The following is a 15,992-nucleotide window of genomic DNA, read 5'->3' as shown; positions in this document are numbered from 1 at the left end:
ATTATTTGACCCCTGCCTTTACTCGCGGCTGTACAAACGGCATCATTTCACGTAATTTACGTCCAACTACTTCAATTTCGTGTTCATTCTCTTTCTCATTTGTCGCATGGAAATTTGGTTTTCCTGCTTTATGCTCTGCAATCCAGCCTCTTGCAAATGTACCATCTTGAATTTCTGCTAGCACTGCACCCATCGCTTTCTTCGTATCTTCCGTTACAACGCGTGGTCCTGATACGAAGTCGCCCCACTGCGCTGTATCTGAAACTGAATATCTCATATTTTCAAGTCCGCCTTCATACATAAGGTCAACGATTAGTTTTAGTTCATGTAAACATTCAAAATATGCAACTTCCGGTTGATAACCAGCATCAACTAACGTTTCAAACCCAGCTTTTACTAGTGCAGTCACTCCGCCGCAAAGTACAGCTTGCTCTCCAAATAAATCTGTTTCTGTTTCTTCTTTAAACGTTGTTTCTAATACACCTGCTCTCGTCGCCCCAATTCCATCTGCATATGAAAGTGCCTTTTCAGTCGCAACTCCTGTTGCATCTTGATATACTGCAAATAATGCAGGAACAGCTCCCCCTTCCGCAAACGTACGACGTACTAGATGTCCTGGACCTTTCGGTGCTACTAGAAATACATCTACATTAGCTGGCGGTTTTACTTGATCAAAGTGAACATTAAATCCATGCGCGAAAACGAGAGAATTGCCGCCTTGTAAGTTTGGTGCAATTTCAGCTTCATATACTTCCGGCTGTAATTCATCAGGTAGTAGAATCATTACTACATCTGCTTTTTCTGCTGCTTCCGCTACTGTATATACAGAAAAACCGTCTTCTTTCGCCTTATCCCATGACTTCCCTTTCCTCAGTCCTACTACCACATCAAATCCGTTATCACGTAAGTTTTGCGCATGCGCATGGCCTTGCGATCCATATCCGATGATTGCTACTTTCTTTTCCTTTAATACATTTACCGTTACGTCTTTTTCATAATAAACTTTCGCCATTTTCATTTCCCCCTATTTTTTAAATAATTATTGAATTAACATAACTTGTTTATCTTGTTTTTTCATACTACGTGTAAATGCTGTTACACCTGTTCTAGCAATTTCTTTCAAACCATATGGACGAAGTAATTCAATTAACGCTTCTACTTTCTCCTGGGTACCTGTTACTTGCACAACTATGGAATCCTTCCCAACGTCTATTACAGCGGCTCGGAACGGTTCAATTAAACTATATAATTCTGCTCTTGCTACAGACGTTGCTACTTTAATAAGTGCAAGTTCTCTAGCGATCATCGCTTCTTCTGTAATATCTGATACTTTCAGTACATCGATTTGCTTATGAAGTTGTTTAATTAACTGCTCAACTTGCTGTTCATTTTCAACGTGTACAACAATCGTCATTCTCGAAATATCCGATGATTCCGTATGACCTACTGAAATACTTTCAATATTAAAATGTCTACGTGTCATAACACCTGTAATTCGATTTAACACACCGCTTTGATTTCGAACTGTCGCTGTTACAATTCTCTTCACCTTTTCTCCACTCCCTCCATTTGATGAACGCCTTTTCCTGGAGCAACCATCGGCATTACCTTTTCGGATTGAAGTACGCGGCAATCAATTACAACAGGCTCTCTTAACTCAATTGCATACTGTAATTGTTGCTTTGCAAGAAGTGGGTCTTCAATACGAACACCTTTTATGCCATAAGCATTGGCAAGCGCAACAAAATCTGGTTGGCATGAAAGTAAGGAGTGCGAATATCGCCCATTATAAAATTCCTCTTGCCATTGTCTTACCATCCCTAAAGCTTCATTATTTAAAATAAAAACTTTAACTGGTAAAGAATGCTCTTTTAACACACTAAGTTCTTGCAGGGTCATTTGAAATCCAGCATCACCGACAATTGCAATAACTAGTTCTTCAGGCTTTGCGATTTGTGCACCTATTGCTGCTGGAAACCCGAAGCCCATTGTTCCTAAGCCTCCAGAAGTTACCCATTTATCTGGATTTTTCAGCGGATAATATTGAGCTGCCCACATTTGATGTTGCCCAACATCTGTCGTTACAATCGCTTCCCCTTTCGTAATTTCGTATAGCATATCAATTGCATATTGAGGCTTAATACATTCCGAATGCTCTTTGTAAGAAAGAGGGTATTTTTCTTTTCTACTATTCAATAATGAGAGCCAATCATTGTGATTTACTTCCCCTTCCTTAAAGTTGAGTAGAGCTTCTAATGCTTGCTTCGCACTCGCAACAATTGGAATTTCAGTCGGCACATTTTTTCCGATTTCCGCTGGATCAATATCTATATGTGCGACAATCGCTTCTTTAGCAAAATAAGCTAAATTTCCAGTAAGACGATCGTCAAATCTTGCTCCTATATTTATAAGTAGATCACATTCATATAACGCCATATTAGCCGTGTAAGAACCGTGCATTCCTCCCATCCCAAGAAATAATTTATCATCTGGCGGAAAACCACCAAGACCAAGTAATGTATGAACAACAGGAATTTCATATTTACGAGCAAAGCTTGTTAATTCTTTCGATGCCTTTGCATGCAATACACCTGCTCCTGCTAAAATTAACGGTTTTTTTGAAGTCGCAATCGCTTGTAATAATTTGTTTATTTGTAGTAGATTCGGTTCGTAATTAGGCTGGTATCCTGGTAAATCCATTTGTACATCACTACATCGCTCACCTTTCTCTACTACCATATCTTTCGGAAGGTCAATTACGACTGGGCCTGGTCTTCCTGTTCTAGCGATATGAAATGCTTCTTTAATAATTCGGGGTAAATCCGATGCTTTTCGTACTTGATAATTATGTTTTGTCACCGGCATCGTAAGCCCCATAATATCAGCTTCTTGGAAAGCATCACTCCCGATTAACGTTGTTGCTACTTGCCCTGTAAATACAACAAGTGGCAATGAATCAATCATCGCGTCAGCTAGACCAGTAATAACATTTGTAGCACCCGGTCCACTTGTTGCAATTACCACTCCTGGATTGCCTGTAATTCTTGCATATCCTTCAGCAGCATGAATTGCACCTTGCTCATGCCTCGTTAAAATATGCGGAATTTCACAATCATAAAGCGCATCATATAGAGGTAAAACCGCACCACCTGGATAACCAAAAATCACCTCTACTCCTTCCTTTTCTAGCGCTTCTAACAATAGCTGTGCACCAGTTGCCAGTTTCTCTTCCGTTTTTGAAGACATTTTTCTTATAAGCCCCCTTTTTTAAAACATTTATAAAATAAAAAAATCCTACGTCCACACTCCAGCTATGTGCTGAAGGGACGAAAGATTTCGCGGTACCACCCTTCTTTGCAAGATTACTCTTGCCTCAGTGACTCGGGATATGAGTCTAGCTAATAACGGAGCTACCGTCTAAGCCTAAACAAACGTTTCAGCTTAGCACTCAAGGGTGATGTTCGTCGACGTGAACCATCGGTTTCCAGCAACCACCGACTCTCTGTGAGGCTTCACAGTCAACTACTCCTCCCTATCAACGCTTTATCATGTCATAAGAGCTATTATCCAACTTTATTTTCTTCGTAAATTTTCTCTCCATCTTCTACAACTAATTTACGGAATTCTTCTAATAAACGATTCGTATGTGGCCCTGTTCTACCTAAACCAATCGTTCTTCCATCTACTGTCGTAACAGCAATTACTTCAGCAGCTGTTCCTGTTAAAAACACTTCATCAGCTACATATACATCATGCCTTGTAAATAATTCTTCTCTTACGTCATATCCAAGTTTTTCGCCGATTTCTAAAATCGCGTTTCGTGTAATACCTTCTAACGCTCCAGCAGAACTTGGTGGTGTAATTAATTTATTTCCCTTCACAATAAATACATTATCTCCAGAGCCTTCAGCTACATATCCTTGGTCATTTAACATAAGTGCTTCTTGTACTCCAGCTAATTTCGCCTCAATGCGAACTAAAATATTATTTAAGTAATTTAAAGATTTTACTTGAGGCGATAAAACATCCGGGCGATTGCGACGCGTTGCAACTGTTATAATCGGAATCCCTTTTTCATAATATTCTTGTGGAAATAAAGATAATTGCTCTGCAATTACTACTACATTTGGTTTCGTACAAGAATCGGGATCTAATCCCAAGTTCCCAGGTCCTCTTGATACAACGAGGCGGATATATCCATTAGATATTTTGTTTTGTCGAATCGTTTCAACAACGATTTTCGTTGCTTCTTCCAACGTATATGGAATTTCTAACATGATGGATTTCGCTGATTCATATAACCGGACAAGATGCTCTCTCAAACGGAAAACATTACCGCTATATACCCTAATTCCTTCGAACACTCCATCGCCATATAAATAGCCATGATCATATACTGAAACCTTTGCTTCGTCTTTTGGAACAAATTCTCCATTTAAGAAAATCCACTGCTCGTTCACTTGAAAGCGCCCCCTATGTTCTATGAGTTTTTTATTGTTTCCTAGTCTACTCTCCTTTTCAAATAAATCAAGTGAATTTTTAGAAAATTTTTAATTTTTAATCGTACGTACATCTTTGTTTATATTGATTTAATAACATTGTTAACGTTTACAAAAAGTCAAAATTTTTTTTCGTCAAATTCTACTAAAAAAAATATTTGTTCAAAAGAAGGGTTTTCGCCAATTGATACGAATCTATTGTATTCAATAAACGGACGTCCGATTTTATAAATCCGGTAATATACAACGACTTTTGGTGAAAAAGGGGGAAAATAACAAAAATAACGCTGTCTAAAAATAACATTCATATTTTTCATTTAGTAATCATAATCCTATTTTTAAAAAACAATTTGTCAAATTGAAGGAGGAAATAACAATGGCGTGTGTACAAATTAAAGGAACGAGACAAGAGGTAGTAGAAATGCTTCAATTATTTGATTTAATGGATACGAAAGGTTTTTGTAAATTCGATAATTACGTTGAAGTAGAACCACATAGCAAAAAACATAACAACTACACAGCTTCAATCGATATTCAGTCTAATAACAGTTCAGCACAAGATACATTAAACGATCAATTCGTAAGTCAAATGCTTACTGGTGTATATAACGACTAAACAAATATTCTCTTCCTACCATCTTTTCATAAATATATGCTATGAACTTGAGCATACTAGCAACTAGATGGTAGGAGGTGAAAATTATGGCTAGAATTGGTGTTGAGAACTCTTTAACAGATGTTCAACAAGCTCTTCAGCAACAAGGACATGAAGTCGTTTCACTTAACTCTGAAAATGATGCACATGGGTGTGATTGTTGCGTTGTAACCGGGCAAGATTCTAATATGATGGGCATTGCAGATACATCGATAAAAGGATCTGTAATTAAAGCACATGGTTTAACAACAGATGAAATTTGTCAGCAAGTTGAAAACCGCACTTAATCATTTTTATCACATTATTTGTGAGCTAACATGTAAAGGAAATAGAATGGTCCCACTGATTATAGTTTCAATTTATTTATAGAAAGAGGGCTCCTTTTCAAAAGGAGCCCTCTTTTTTATATTCACCTAACGGGAAAGTAACATATACTGGATGAAAGCCCTACCTCTCTCTCATCATTACGGTTCCACTGACCGCTCCTTGATTCACTAGTATACATATAAAGCTTACATATACAATTTATAGGGTTTGTTCACAAAAGTTGTTGGTAAGACTACCCGATCTTTCGCAAACTTTTCGTATTATATTCATAAGATTTATTTACTTTACACTAGCTTTAACCGAGACACGAATTAAAATTATAACACCAATACAATAACTTGTCAACATTTTTTACAAATTAAAAACAGACATTAACGGTTTGTCTGTTTTAGAATGGAGCTTTTTCTTTTATTACATATACAACAAAACCGCTTACTAACATACATAAGCCAACTACTAAGTTTTTGATATTAATCATAAATTCCTCTCCCTTATTCCACACATCATATATATTTACAGTTCAATTATTCCGATCGTCATAAAGCGCACTTTTTCTAATATATCATAATTCCTAAAAAATGCAAGTTCACTTTTGGCGACCATTCACAAATTTATCCACAGTGCTTGGCACAGTATTTAACGCTTTTTCAATTAAATGTGTACCACTATTGAGATGCAACACTTGCACACCGTTAGAACCAACTACTAAAAAAGCAACTGGGCTAATAGAAACCCCAGCCCCGCTTCCGCCTCCGAATGGATGACTTTGCCTGTTCTCTTTATGCTGCCCTTGTCCGCCGTTATGTTTTTCAGAAATAAAATCCCCTTTAAAGTCACTTCCACCAGCTCCAAAACCAAAAGCCACTTGAGATACTGTTAATACTACATTTCCGTCAGCTGTTGAAACCGGACTTCCAACAATCGTATTTACATCTACCATCTCTTTTAAATTTGTCATTGCTGTTTTCATTAAATTTTCAATTGGATGTTCCATTATGTACTACACCCTTTCCTCATTATTCTTTTTTATACTTTCCAAAATAGAGGAAGTCATACTAAGTTTTCCTATTTTGAAAAAACATTTTCCACTTTCCAATTGGATATTACTCCCTGTACATGCTCGGATAAAAAGGGAAAAGAGATACATACTACTATTGAAACCTTGTTATGAAAGGAGTCCTTACTTTGACTGAGAAATTTGATGAATATAAAAAAAGAGATCGAATAGATAGTGATTATAAAGAAGAATACGCAGCTGAAGTTGCACCACAGCATATCGATTATGATGATAAAGATAACGCTGAGGTAAGATCGTCTGCAGCTGGATCGACTGCTGGTTTCATTGCTCTTGCCTTAGCAATATTATCATTATTCACATTCCCAACACTATTTGGTCTTGTGTCTGTTCTACTTGGTATTTACGCTTATAATCGCGGGGCTACTGTAACTGGCGGTACCGCTGCCATTGTGGGTGGTATCGCTGCACTCATTGCGATTTTATTCCGAGTGGCGCTTATTGGTTTATTGTTCTCTCTTTTTTAAAAAGAAAAAGGTATCTCGCTTTATGCGGGATACCTTATCCTGTAAATACATCTTCTGATGGATATTTAATTTTTTGTTTTGCTGGTCGTGCCAAAGAGAACACAAGTGTTAACGGTCCGATTAATCCACAAAACATAACAAACATAATAATACATTTTCCAAACGCCGATAGCTTCGCAGTAATCCCCATTGTTAACCCTACTGTACCAAACGCTGAAATTGTCTCAAATAATAACTGAATAAAACTGAAGTCTTCTGTAAGCATTAATACAAATACCGCTGTAAAAATAAGTATTTGACTAGCAACGACAATTGCTAACGCTCTCGTTACTGTCGACATTTTAATCGTACGCTGAAATAAAACAAAATTCTCTTTCTTTCTAAAGAAAGAAAGAACTGATGTAATTAAAATAACGAATGTCGTTAACTTAATTCCACCGCCTGTCGATACACTTCCCGCACCAATAAACATTAATACCATCGTAAATAGTATCGATGACTCTTCCATCCCCCCATAATCTACCGTGTTAAAACCAGCTGTACGAGGTGTAATTCCTTGGAAGAACGAAGCCCATAATTTTTCATTTAAAGATAAGTGCCCCAAAGTCTTCACATTATTATATTCCAATACAAAAATCACAATCATCGCAATAACATTAAGTGCTATCGTTCCAACAATCATGATTTTGGAGTGCAGTGATAATTTTCGGAAACTACGGCTATACCATATATCAATTAATACCGTAAATCCTAACCCTCCTATTACAATTAAAGAACAAATCCCAATATTAATAATAGGATCTCCTACATATCTTGTTAAATTATCTGGCCAAAGCGCAAAGCCGGCATTATTATATGACGCAATAACGTGAAAAATACTATAGTATAAACCTTTTCCAAAACCAAACTCTGGAATAAAGCGAATCGATAAAAAGATAACTCCAATTAGCTCAATACAAATAGAAAAAATAAAAACACGTTTTACTAATTTCACAAGACCACCAATATTTGTTTGATTAAATGCTTCTCCAATTAATAATCGGTGGCGTAAACCAATTTTTTTCCCTAATACCCAAACAATTAAAATGGCTATCGTCATAAGACCGAGACCACCCGTTTGAATTAAAAACATAATAACAATTTCACCAAACATCGTAAACGTACTCGCAGTATCTACAACACCTAAACCGGTTACAGTCGCTGCCGACGTAGCTGTAAAGAAAGCATCTACCCAACTAATATGTACTTTCGTTGCAAACGGTAACTTTAATAACAATCCTCCGACCACAATTAAACAAAAAAAGCCTAATGCTAAAATTTGTGGTGGATTTAATCGTATAAAGCGATTATACAACCCTTGTTTTTTTGCTACTTCCATATCACTAACTCCCTTTATCAAGTGAAGCTTTTATCCCCTCATAAATAAAGACTCTTTAAGAGCCTACAAGTAGCGGGATAAACCTTATATTCTTATAATATAGTTGAGCATAATCCTTTTTTTCATAGATTTCAACTTTTATTTATATTCAGACTCCTATCGTTTTACAAAAGAATATTTTCTATTATATCTCCACTTATACTATAACTCTTACAAAAACTATTTTATCCCTTTTCAAATCCCCATATCTTTCACTCCAAGTTCACACGAGGGTCACATCTACCTTTTATAGTATACGTATCGGAGCTGTTCCTCCCTAATTTATAAGACATTCCCCAGTGTCTTGAACAGCTTTCCATCCCTAATTAAATTGACATAAATTGTCCCCTTCCTTGACCATCCTATATGTGATGGTCTTATTTTTTTATTCTTTCTATCTTTTATTTGAAACTCCCTCTCTCTTTCACTCCATGTTCACACGAGGATCACATCCACCTTTTATAGTATACGTATCGAAGCTATTCCTCCCTAATTTATAAGACATTCCCCAGTGTCTTTGAATAGCTTCCATCCCTAATTAAATTGACATAAATTGTCCCCTTCCCTTGACCATCCTATATGTGATGGTCTTATTTTTTTATTCTTTCTATCTTTTATTTGAAACTCCCTCTCTCTTTCACTCCATGTTCACATGAGGATCACATCTACCTTTTATAGTATATGTATCGGAGCTGTTCCTCCCTAATTTATAAGACATTCCCCAGTGTCTTGAACAGCTTTCCATCCCTAATTAAATTGACATAAATTGTCCCCTTCCTTTGACCATCCTATATGTGATGGTCTTATTTTTTATTCTCTCTTTCTTCTTACTTAAAACTCCCTCTCTCTTTCACTCTATGATCACATCTATCTTTTATAGTATATGTATCGAAGCTGTTCCTCCCTAATTTATAAGACATTCCCCAGTGTCTTTGAATAGCTTCCATCCCTAATTAAATTGATATAAATTGTCCCCTTCCCTAGGCCATCATGTGATGGTCTATTTTTTTTCCAAATACATAAATGTATTCTTTCCACATATTTCAGCAAAACTGGACTATATACATTGAAATAGACAGTTTTATACTAAATATTCAGAAAATATTGTCAAAATAGGTATTTTTTCGGTATAATTAATTTAGAAAACAATTTTACAAAAACAAAGGGGGGACTTTTATTGAAACAAACAAAGGCAATCTTAATTGCATTATTTCTCGGTCTAGTTGTCGGACTCACTTTAAATTTAGCTGCTCCATCTATTTTTGAGCCATTGAATCAATATGCGTTCAATCCACTTGGTCAATTGTTTATTCGACTTATTAAAATGCTAGTTGTTCCTGTTGTGTTCATTTCTATCGTACTTGGGGCTGCTGGTCTTGGAGATCCGAAACAACTTGGAAGAATTGGTTTAAAATCAATTTCATTCTTTCTCGTAACAACAGCTGTCGCTATCTCTATTGCAGTTACATTTGCACTTATCATAAAACCAGGAGCTGGCGGTAACTTTAAAACAGACGGGCTTAAGTATGAAGGTGCAAAAACTGAAACATCTTTCGTTGATACATTGCTGAATATTGTGCCAGATAATCCAGCAAAAGCGATGGCTGATGGTAACATGTTACAAATCATTGCCTTTGCCGCATTAATCGGACTCGGTTTAGCTGTTTTAGGAAAACGAGTTCAAGGTATCCATTCATTACTTGAACAGGGCAACGAATTAATGATGTATCTTGTTAATCTCGTCATGAAATTAGCTCCAATCGGAACATTCGGGTTGCTCGCTTCGTCCGTTGGTAAAATGGGTCTTGCAGGCGTCGCTGCGATGTTCAAGTATATGATTGTCGTTATGTTGGTACTCATTATTCACGGTGTCTTCGTATACGGCGGCTTATTAAAGGTATTGGCAAAAGAAAGTATTATTCGTTTCTTTAAACATTTCGGACCGGTAATGGCAATTGGATTTAGTACATCTAGCTCTAATGCATCTCTTCCATTTGCTATGAAAACCGCACAAGAAAAACTTGGAGTTCCAAAAGCGATAAGCTCTTTTGTACAACCACTAGGTGCAACGATTAATATGGATGGCACTGCCATTATGCAAGGTGTGGCAACTGTATTTATCGCTCAAGTGTACGGAGTTGAACTTACATTAGCACAATTAGCCATGGTCGTATTAACTGCTGTACTAGCTAGTATCGGCACTGCTGGTGTACCAGGTGTTGGACTTGTAATGCTTACGATGGTTTTAAATCAAGTAAACCTACCAGTAGAAGGTATTGCTTTAATTATCGGTATTGATCGCATCCTAGATATGTCTAGAACAGCTGTAAATATTTCCGGTGATGCAATTTGCGCAATGATTGTCGCAAAATCAGAAGAAAAATATAATACGGATCAATCTGCAGCATCTTAAATCAAAAAAGGAGTGAATCATTTCACTCCTTTTTTGATTTACTTCCTTTTTTCGAACGATATTCTTTTCCTTTATTATCATTTCCCGTTTCAAATTCAGTACTAAACTCCTGCTGGAATTGCCCTGATTTTGGTGAACCTTGATTCCCACTTCCTTGACTACCATTACGATTCGTCATATTTCTCCCCCCTTCCTTTATTAGTAGTATGGCGCTCTATCTTTTTTCATACACATTTTATTTTTTATCATCTATTACACACAGAAGAAGACCTTCCATATATGAGGAAGGTCTTCTTTTTCATTAGGTAAGCGTTTTCTTATTTGTAATTATTTAAATAAGTTTTTTAGAAATAGATATCATTATATCCATTTCATCTTCTGAAAGTGCGGAAAATCTTTCTTGTAAATATTTCTTTTTCTCACCTTCCATTTTCGCAACTAACTCTTTCCCTTGTTCTGTAATCTCTAAATATACAACTCGGCGATCTGATGTAGAACGTGAACGAGTTACAAAGCCTTTATTAATTAATTTTTCTGTAACAGCTGTAATATGACTATTCGACACATTTAACTCATTAGCTACACGTGAGACCATTTCTTTATTCGTACGGTTCAATATTCTAAGGACAATGAACTCATTCCACGGTATGTAACCACCAAATATTTTTCCAATATCATTACGCAACGTGCGAAACATTGCAAAAACATTTGTCGATAGTTCTTCCATTAATTGTTCTCGATTTTGAGACAACTTTGACAGCCCCTTTTATTTAATTTAGTTAAATAAAAACCTTATTAATAATTTTACACGAAATCTTACTTTTTGTCACCTTATTTCCCCATAATTCGTAGTTTTTTAATAGATATTTCATGGTACAATGAAATTGATTTTCCAGAAAAAGGAGTTGGGGCAATGAGTGAAGAAGACAAACTTTCTAATCTCAGTCTAAAAGATAAGACTATTATTATTAGTGTTGTTATTCTTATTCTCATTATATTCTTTGCATTTATATTTTTTGTATATGTAGGAATCTTTCATATTACAGGTATAGAATATTCATCAAGAACAGCTCTACTACTCTTTTTTTTACTCATTCTTTTATTAGACGGTATTACATATTTTATATTCATTTTCTTTAAAGTGCTCCTACATCCAATGATGACAAGTATGCCCAATTGGCTCTCAATTGCTCTGCTCTCTATAATTGAAATTACGTTAGATTGGTTTGTCATACATACCGCCGATGACTGGATAGAGAGTGTACAAATGCCCAACATAGCTGAATTATGTGTCGCACTATTCCTTTACACACTAAATAAATTATTTAGTGATAAGAAAGAGTAAGAATACAAGCTTTTCTATATAAAAATTGGTACAATAAAAATAAATCATACTAAAGAGGTGTTACTTATGAACTTACTACAATGGGCCGATAAAGGCATGTCCTTTGATACATATGTGAATGAAATGAAAGTAAACCAATACGAGCTACTACACATTTACAATAACTTTTTAATTCCAAATGAATTACTTCCAGTTTTAGAAGAACGTCAAAATGATGGCTGGCGCGTTATCGTATTAACAGCTGACTGGTGCGGCGACGCTCTTTTATGTGTACCTGTTATGAAACGAATTTCTGAAGTTGCAAATATTGATATGCGTTTATTAATTCGCGATGAAAACTTAGAGTTAATGGATCAATACTTAACAAACGGAACAGCACGTGCGATTCCAATCTTTATTTTCATTGATAAAGATGGAAATGAACAAGCCGTCTTTGGACCACGCGCTCCAAAAGTACAAGAATTAGTAACTTCAATGCGCGCTACATTACCTGAAAAAGAAGATCCAACATTCGAAGAGAAACAAAAAGAAATGTATGCTAATTTCCGTGCTACATTAGCTGATGATACTTCTCTTTGGGAACATGTAATGGAAAGCATGATTGAGAAAGTAGTAAAATAAAAAACATGCCGAATTCGGCATGTTTTTTTATTACATAATGAAGAAATAGAATACCGCAGCTAAAATGAAACGGTAGTAAGCGAACGGTGTTAGTTTTACACGACCTAATAATTTTAAGAATGAAACAATTGCAAGCATCGCAACAACGAATGCTGTAATAAATCCAGTTGCAAATAACGGTATATCAGCCACGCTTAATATATCCCAGCTTTTAATTAAATCTAAGGCACTTGCAGCTACCATCATTGGCACCGCTAGAATAAATGTATATTCCGCTGCCGCTGTATGCGAAACACGTGCTAATAAACCACCACTTATTGTTGATCCAGAACGAGAAAATCCTGGCCAAAGTGCTAAACATTGGAACATTCCGATTGTAAATGCTTGCTTATATGTGATTTCATCTAACGTTCTTGCCGTACTTGGTTTTGAAAACTTCTCAGCAACAATCATTAAAATACCACCAGCTACTAAACTAATAACAACCGGTCCTGGACCGAATAAAACTTCTTTAATTGCGCTATGGAATAGTACGCCGAGTATGCCGGCAGGAATCATCCCGATAATAATATGTAATAAATTTAAAGATGGTCCATCAGTTACTTTCCCTATTCCAACTAATGACCATAAACGTTTCCAAAATATAACAACAACTGCTAAAATCGATCCCAACTGAATAACAACTTCGAAAACTTTCGCTCTATCGTCTTCAAATCCAATTAAGTGTCCTGTTAAAATCATATGTCCTGTTGATGATACTGGTAAAAACTCTGTTAAACCTTCAACAGCACCCATGATTAATCCAATTAACCAATCAGCCACAAGTAGTGCCTCCTTAATAACGAATATGTAATTTTTTCACACCTTATCATAATACCTTATCCCTTTTCAAAGTGCATCCTTTTTTTATTGATTTCATTTGTTGTATACGCTTATTTCTTTTCTATTTTTTGATTAAATTGTATGATAATAAGAGTTTGTTTTTTACGTTGAAAGGGGATTTTATGAAAGAAACTAATTCATTCTCACAAAAGTTAAAGCAATTTTTATTACTCTTTTTCCCGATTTTTGTAACGCAAATGTCATTATTTGCGATGAGCTTTTTTGATACGACAATGTCAGGACATGCGAGTCCTATTGATTTAGCGGGTGTTGCTATCGGAACAAGTATATGGCTTCCCGTTAGTACCGGCTTAACAGGAATTTTAATGGCTACTACTCCTATTGTTGCACAGCTCGTTGGATCAAAGAAAAAGGAGGACGTTCCCCACATTGTCATACAAGCAGTATATTTAGCAATTTGTGCTAGTTTCGTTGTTATCCTTATCGGATTCTTCGCTGTTTCACCTATTTTAAATGGCATGCAATTAGAAGAACCCGTGGAACGTATTGCAGCACAATTTTTAATTATTATCGCGATTGGAATTATCCCTTTATTTACTTACACCGTTTTACGTGGATTTATTGATGCATTAGGAAAAACTCGAACAACGATGATTATTACATTACTATCATTACCAATTAATGTAGTATTAAATTACTTATTAATTTTTGGTCACTTTGGCTTTCCAAAACTCGGTGGTGTTGGTGCGGCAATCGCTTCTGCAGCAACCTATTGGTGTATTTTAATTATTACGGTTATTATTATTCGTACGAAAGAGCCTTTCGCTTCTTTCAATATCTTTAAACAGTTATACCGCCCTTCCTTTACAATCTGGAAGGAATTCCTGAAACTTGGCGTCCCTATCGGATTTGCTATCTTTTTTGAGACGAGTATTTTCGCTGCGGTAACACTTATGATGAGTAATTTTAGCACGACAACAATAGCAGCACATCAAGCAGCTATGAACTTTGCTTCCTTGTTATATATGACTCCTTTAAGTTTAGCAATGGCAATGACGATAGCCGTTGGATTTGAAGTTGGAGCAAAACGATACAATAATGCGAAACAATATGGATTTATCGGAATTGGGTTAGCCCTTGCTTTCGCTCTTTTATATTCAATCCTTCTTTATTTCTTTGATGATGAAATTGCTTCTATTTATACGACAAATGCAAATGTCCATCATTTAGCTAAAGAATTTCTTATATTCGCGATTTTATTTCAAATTTCAGATGCTATTGCAACTCCAGTACAAGGAGCACTTCGTGGTTATAAAGACGTAAATGTTGCCTTAATTATGACATTAATAGCTTATTGGGTAATAGGTCTACCTCTTGGCTACATGTTAGCAATTTATACTGACTGGGCAGCAAAAGGTTATTGGATTGGTCTTATTATCGGTCTAGCATTTGGAGCAATCTTCCTGCTTATCCGTCTCTTTCAAGTACAAAGAAAATATACAACTCAAAGCAGCCGCTAATGATATAGCGGCTGTTTTCTTCATGCATATTTTTTCTTGTAACGTGTAACATAATGAAAAAGAAAGGTGGATACATATGGACGAAAAACAAAAGAAACAATCATTCGATGAAGAATTCGCCCCTGAAATTTCACCTGGATATCGGCAAGATGTACATAAGCCACCTAAATATAAAAACACTTCTTTTTTAATGGGCATTACCATTTTTGCAGCTGTATTACTCGTGCTCATCATTTTCGTCTATTTTTAAGGAAGGGTGGTCTATTATATGAAGAAACAAGATTCAAATCGTTCAAAAAGAACTGTTAAAACAGAAAAAGGATATGCAGGAGATTCTGTTCATACACTGAAACAAGTTGAGCAAGGAAATTTATACATTGCTCAAAAAGAACTTGGTCAACAAAATGAAAATCTTTAAAGTCCCTCTGCTTCTAGAGGGTTTTTTATTGTACATATTGTTTTTGTTCTAACACCATGAATAAATTATTAACCTTTACAATTTTCATGTCATAATTTAATTTCATTTCACTTCTCTTACCATTTTCAATACCAGCAACGTACGCTACAGCATGATAGCGAAAACTCTCATCTGTCTCTTCACGTATCTCTTCGTTTGTAAATTTATACTCTAAATCCCGAAAACGGTTTGGGTAATAATTTTCTATTAACTGTTCATACCCTCTATTTACAAATATTTCTTCACCTTTTCGTTTCACATCTTCTTTATTATTAAACTCAAACACTGCTAGTTGCGCTGTCACAAAGTGTTCTCCTACATTTTTCATTTCTTTATGAGTTAAAGTTTCTATA

At 35.8% G+C, this 15,992-nt stretch carries 20 protein-coding genes, 1 pseudogene and 1 other annotated feature; of the genes and pseudogenes, 9 read left to right on the top strand and 12 right to left on the bottom strand.

All coding sequences use genetic code 11. The features are described 5' to 3' along the window. Position 1 precedes the first annotated feature (1 nt). The 5 genes from ilvC to NSS97_RS07410 form a co-directional block, all read right to left on the bottom strand. The gene (gene ilvC / locus NSS97_RS07430; RefSeq protein WP_003188179.1) at positions 2-1,018 is read right to left on the bottom strand and encodes a ketol-acid reductoisomerase; all 1,017 of its coding nucleotides are present in this window, start codon (positions 1,016-1,018) and stop codon (positions 2-4) included. A 21-nt stretch (positions 1,019-1,039) separates the two neighbouring features. Next, complete coding sequence (gene ilvN / locus NSS97_RS07425) at positions 1,040-1,549, bottom strand: acetolactate synthase small subunit (protein WP_000822948.1); 510 nt, start codon at positions 1,547-1,549, stop codon at positions 1,040-1,042. Next, positions 1,546-3,246: an acetolactate synthase large subunit gene (gene ilvB / locus NSS97_RS07420; RefSeq protein WP_002168823.1), complete on the bottom strand. Its 1,701-nt coding sequence runs from the start codon at positions 3,244-3,246 to the stop codon at positions 1,546-1,548. The genes ilvN and ilvB overlap by 4 nt, the downstream gene beginning before the upstream one ends. 73 nt (positions 3,247-3,319) lie before the next feature. After that, positions 3,320-3,548 (bottom strand) — a binding site (T-box leader). A gap of 15 nt (positions 3,549-3,563) precedes the next feature. Beyond that, complete coding sequence (gene ilvE, locus NSS97_RS07415; protein WP_107886965.1) at positions 3,564-4,460, bottom strand: branched-chain-amino-acid transaminase; 897 nt, start codon at positions 4,458-4,460, stop codon at positions 3,564-3,566. Positions 4,461-4,618: 158 nt separating this feature from the next. Next, positions 4,619-4,816, bottom strand: a complete 198-nt coding sequence (locus tag NSS97_RS07410) for a hypothetical protein (protein WP_107886966.1) — start codon at positions 4,814-4,816, stop codon at positions 4,619-4,621. A 59-nt stretch (positions 4,817-4,875) separates the two neighbouring features. On the opposite strand from NSS97_RS07410, the gene NSS97_RS07405 reads away from it, so the two are divergent. Together NSS97_RS07405 and NSS97_RS07400 are read left to right on the top strand one after the other, a co-directional pair. Continuing rightward, complete coding sequence (locus NSS97_RS07405) at positions 4,876-5,115, top strand: DUF3911 family protein (protein WP_016119885.1); 240 nt, start codon at positions 4,876-4,878, stop codon at positions 5,113-5,115. Positions 5,116-5,201: 86 nt separating this feature from the next. After that, entirely contained in the window at positions 5,202-5,441 is a 240-nt protein-coding gene (locus tag NSS97_RS07400; RefSeq protein WP_002011725.1) for a YkuS family protein, read from the top strand. A gap of 428 nt (positions 5,442-5,869) precedes the next feature. Here the strand turns inward: NSS97_RS07400 and NSS97_RS07395 are convergent, their stop codons facing one another. Both NSS97_RS07395 and ytfJ read right to left on the bottom strand, forming a co-directional pair. Then, the gene (locus NSS97_RS07395) at positions 5,870-5,959 is read right to left on the bottom strand and encodes a hypothetical protein (protein ID WP_000608225.1); all 90 of its coding nucleotides are present in this window, start codon (positions 5,957-5,959) and stop codon (positions 5,870-5,872) included. 108 nt (positions 5,960-6,067) lie between these two features. Beyond that, the gene (gene ytfJ / locus NSS97_RS07390; RefSeq protein WP_044437940.1) at positions 6,068-6,475 is read right to left on the bottom strand and encodes a GerW family sporulation protein; all 408 of its coding nucleotides are present in this window, start codon (positions 6,473-6,475) and stop codon (positions 6,068-6,070) included. Positions 6,476-6,648: 173 nt separating this feature from the next. On the opposite strand from ytfJ, the gene NSS97_RS07385 reads away from it, so the two are divergent. Next, positions 6,649-7,023 carry an imidazole glycerol phosphate synthase gene (locus tag NSS97_RS07385; RefSeq protein ID WP_080118818.1) on the top strand — a complete coding sequence of 125 codons (375 nt, stop codon included), beginning with the start codon at positions 6,649-6,651 and terminating at the stop codon, positions 7,021-7,023. A 34-nt stretch (positions 7,024-7,057) separates the two neighbouring features. Here the strand turns inward: NSS97_RS07385 and NSS97_RS07380 are convergent, their stop codons facing one another. Beyond that, the gene (locus NSS97_RS07380; protein ID WP_044437938.1) at positions 7,058-8,401 is read right to left on the bottom strand and encodes a TrkH family potassium uptake protein; all 1,344 of its coding nucleotides are present in this window, start codon (positions 8,399-8,401) and stop codon (positions 7,058-7,060) included. 1,216 nt (positions 8,402-9,617) lie between these two features. Here NSS97_RS07380 and NSS97_RS07375 point away from each other — a divergent pair. After that, entirely contained in the window at positions 9,618-10,853 is a 1,236-nt protein-coding gene (locus NSS97_RS07375; RefSeq protein WP_060750595.1) for a dicarboxylate/amino acid:cation symporter, read from the top strand. Positions 10,854-10,875: 22 nt separating this feature from the next. On the opposite strand, the gene NSS97_RS07370 is transcribed toward NSS97_RS07375, so the two are convergent. Next, the gene (locus NSS97_RS07370; RefSeq protein ID WP_002011733.1) at positions 10,876-11,031 is read right to left on the bottom strand and encodes a hypothetical protein; all 156 of its coding nucleotides are present in this window, start codon (positions 11,029-11,031) and stop codon (positions 10,876-10,878) included. 153 nt (positions 11,032-11,184) lie between these two features. After that, positions 11,185-11,604, bottom strand: coding sequence for a MarR family winged helix-turn-helix transcriptional regulator (locus NSS97_RS07365; protein WP_002064429.1), 420 nt, complete (start codon positions 11,602-11,604; stop codon positions 11,185-11,187). Positions 11,605-11,766: 162 nt separating this feature from the next. On the opposite strand from NSS97_RS07365, the gene NSS97_RS07360 reads away from it, so the two are divergent. After that, the gene (locus NSS97_RS07360) at positions 11,767-12,198 is read left to right on the top strand and encodes a regulatory YrvL family protein (RefSeq protein WP_002193242.1); all 432 of its coding nucleotides are present in this window, start codon (positions 11,767-11,769) and stop codon (positions 12,196-12,198) included. 33 nt (positions 12,199-12,231) lie between these two features. Beyond that, the gene (locus NSS97_RS07355) at positions 12,232-12,819 is read left to right on the top strand and encodes a thioredoxin family protein (RefSeq protein WP_078175613.1); all 588 of its coding nucleotides are present in this window, start codon (positions 12,232-12,234) and stop codon (positions 12,817-12,819) included. A gap of 30 nt (positions 12,820-12,849) precedes the next feature. Here NSS97_RS07355 and uppP read toward each other — a convergent pair whose 3' ends face one another. Next, positions 12,850-13,641, bottom strand: coding sequence for a bacitracin resistance undecaprenyl-diphosphatase (gene uppP, locus NSS97_RS07350; protein WP_002030627.1), 792 nt, complete (start codon positions 13,639-13,641; stop codon positions 12,850-12,852). Between the two features lie 182 nt (positions 13,642-13,823). On the opposite strand from uppP, the gene NSS97_RS07345 reads away from it, so the two are divergent. From NSS97_RS07345 to NSS97_RS07335, 3 genes are all read left to right on the top strand, one after another. Further along, entirely contained in the window at positions 13,824-15,182 is a 1,359-nt protein-coding gene (locus NSS97_RS07345; RefSeq protein WP_016119879.1) for an MATE family efflux transporter, read from the top strand. A 76-nt stretch (positions 15,183-15,258) separates the two neighbouring features. Next, the gene (locus tag NSS97_RS07340) at positions 15,259-15,432 is read left to right on the top strand and encodes a hypothetical protein (protein ID WP_000343684.1); all 174 of its coding nucleotides are present in this window, start codon (positions 15,259-15,261) and stop codon (positions 15,430-15,432) included. Positions 15,433-15,450: 18 nt separating this feature from the next. After that, positions 15,451-15,600, top strand: a complete 150-nt coding sequence (locus NSS97_RS07335; protein ID WP_000743737.1) for a hypothetical protein — start codon at positions 15,451-15,453, stop codon at positions 15,598-15,600. A 25-nt stretch (positions 15,601-15,625) separates the two neighbouring features. On the opposite strand, the pseudogene NSS97_RS07330 reads toward NSS97_RS07335, so the two are convergent. Further along, positions 15,626-15,991: pseudogene (locus NSS97_RS07330) on the bottom strand (biotin transporter BioY); the annotation flags it as partial. Position 15,992: the final 1 nt, after the last annotated feature.

The sequence above is a fragment of the Bacillus sp. FSL R12-0074 genome (genome assembly GCF_038005725.1).
GTDB classification, from domain to species: domain Bacteria; phylum Bacillota; class Bacilli; order Bacillales; family Bacillaceae_G; genus Bacillus_A; species Bacillus_A mycoides.
The sequence above is the reverse complement of the archived record's forward strand: the minus strand, read 5'-3'. Positions and strand labels throughout refer to the sequence as shown.

What these genes read in the sequence shown, in the direction of transcription:
- ilvC (WP_003188179.1), bottom strand. Translation starts at nt 1,018, where the DNA reads ATGAAAATGGCGAAAGTTTATTATGAAAAAGACGTAACGGTAAATGTA.
- ilvB (WP_002168823.1), bottom strand. Translation starts at nt 3,246, where the DNA reads ATGTCTTCAAAAACGGAAGAGAAACTGGCAACTGGTGCACAGCTATTG.
- NSS97_RS07410 (WP_107886966.1), bottom strand. Translation starts at nt 4,816, where the DNA reads ATGAAAAATATGAATGTTATTTTTAGACAGCGTTATTTTTGTTATTTT.
- NSS97_RS07405 (WP_016119885.1), top strand. Translation starts at nt 4,876, where the DNA reads ATGGCGTGTGTACAAATTAAAGGAACGAGACAAGAGGTAGTAGAAATG.
- NSS97_RS07400 (WP_002011725.1), top strand. Translation starts at nt 5,202, where the DNA reads ATGGCTAGAATTGGTGTTGAGAACTCTTTAACAGATGTTCAACAAGCT.
- NSS97_RS07395 (WP_000608225.1), bottom strand. Translation starts at nt 5,959, where the DNA reads ATGATTAATATCAAAAACTTAGTAGTTGGCTTATGTATGTTAGTAAGC.
- ytfJ (WP_044437940.1), bottom strand. Translation starts at nt 6,475, where the DNA reads ATGGAACATCCAATTGAAAATTTAATGAAAACAGCAATGACAAATTTA.
- NSS97_RS07385 (WP_080118818.1), top strand. Translation starts at nt 6,649, where the DNA reads ATGAAAGGAGTCCTTACTTTGACTGAGAAATTTGATGAATATAAAAAA.
- NSS97_RS07380 (WP_044437938.1), bottom strand. Translation starts at nt 8,401, where the DNA reads ATGGAAGTAGCAAAAAAACAAGGGTTGTATAATCGCTTTATACGATTA.
- NSS97_RS07370 (WP_002011733.1), bottom strand. Translation starts at nt 11,031, where the DNA reads ATGACGAATCGTAATGGTAGTCAAGGAAGTGGGAATCAAGGTTCACCA.
- NSS97_RS07360 (WP_002193242.1), top strand. Translation starts at nt 11,767, where the DNA reads ATGAGTGAAGAAGACAAACTTTCTAATCTCAGTCTAAAAGATAAGACT.
- NSS97_RS07345 (WP_016119879.1), top strand. Translation starts at nt 13,824, where the DNA reads ATGAAAGAAACTAATTCATTCTCACAAAAGTTAAAGCAATTTTTATTA.
- NSS97_RS07340 (WP_000343684.1), top strand. Translation starts at nt 15,259, where the DNA reads ATGGACGAAAAACAAAAGAAACAATCATTCGATGAAGAATTCGCCCCT.
- NSS97_RS07335 (WP_000743737.1), top strand. Translation starts at nt 15,451, where the DNA reads ATGAAGAAACAAGATTCAAATCGTTCAAAAAGAACTGTTAAAACAGAA.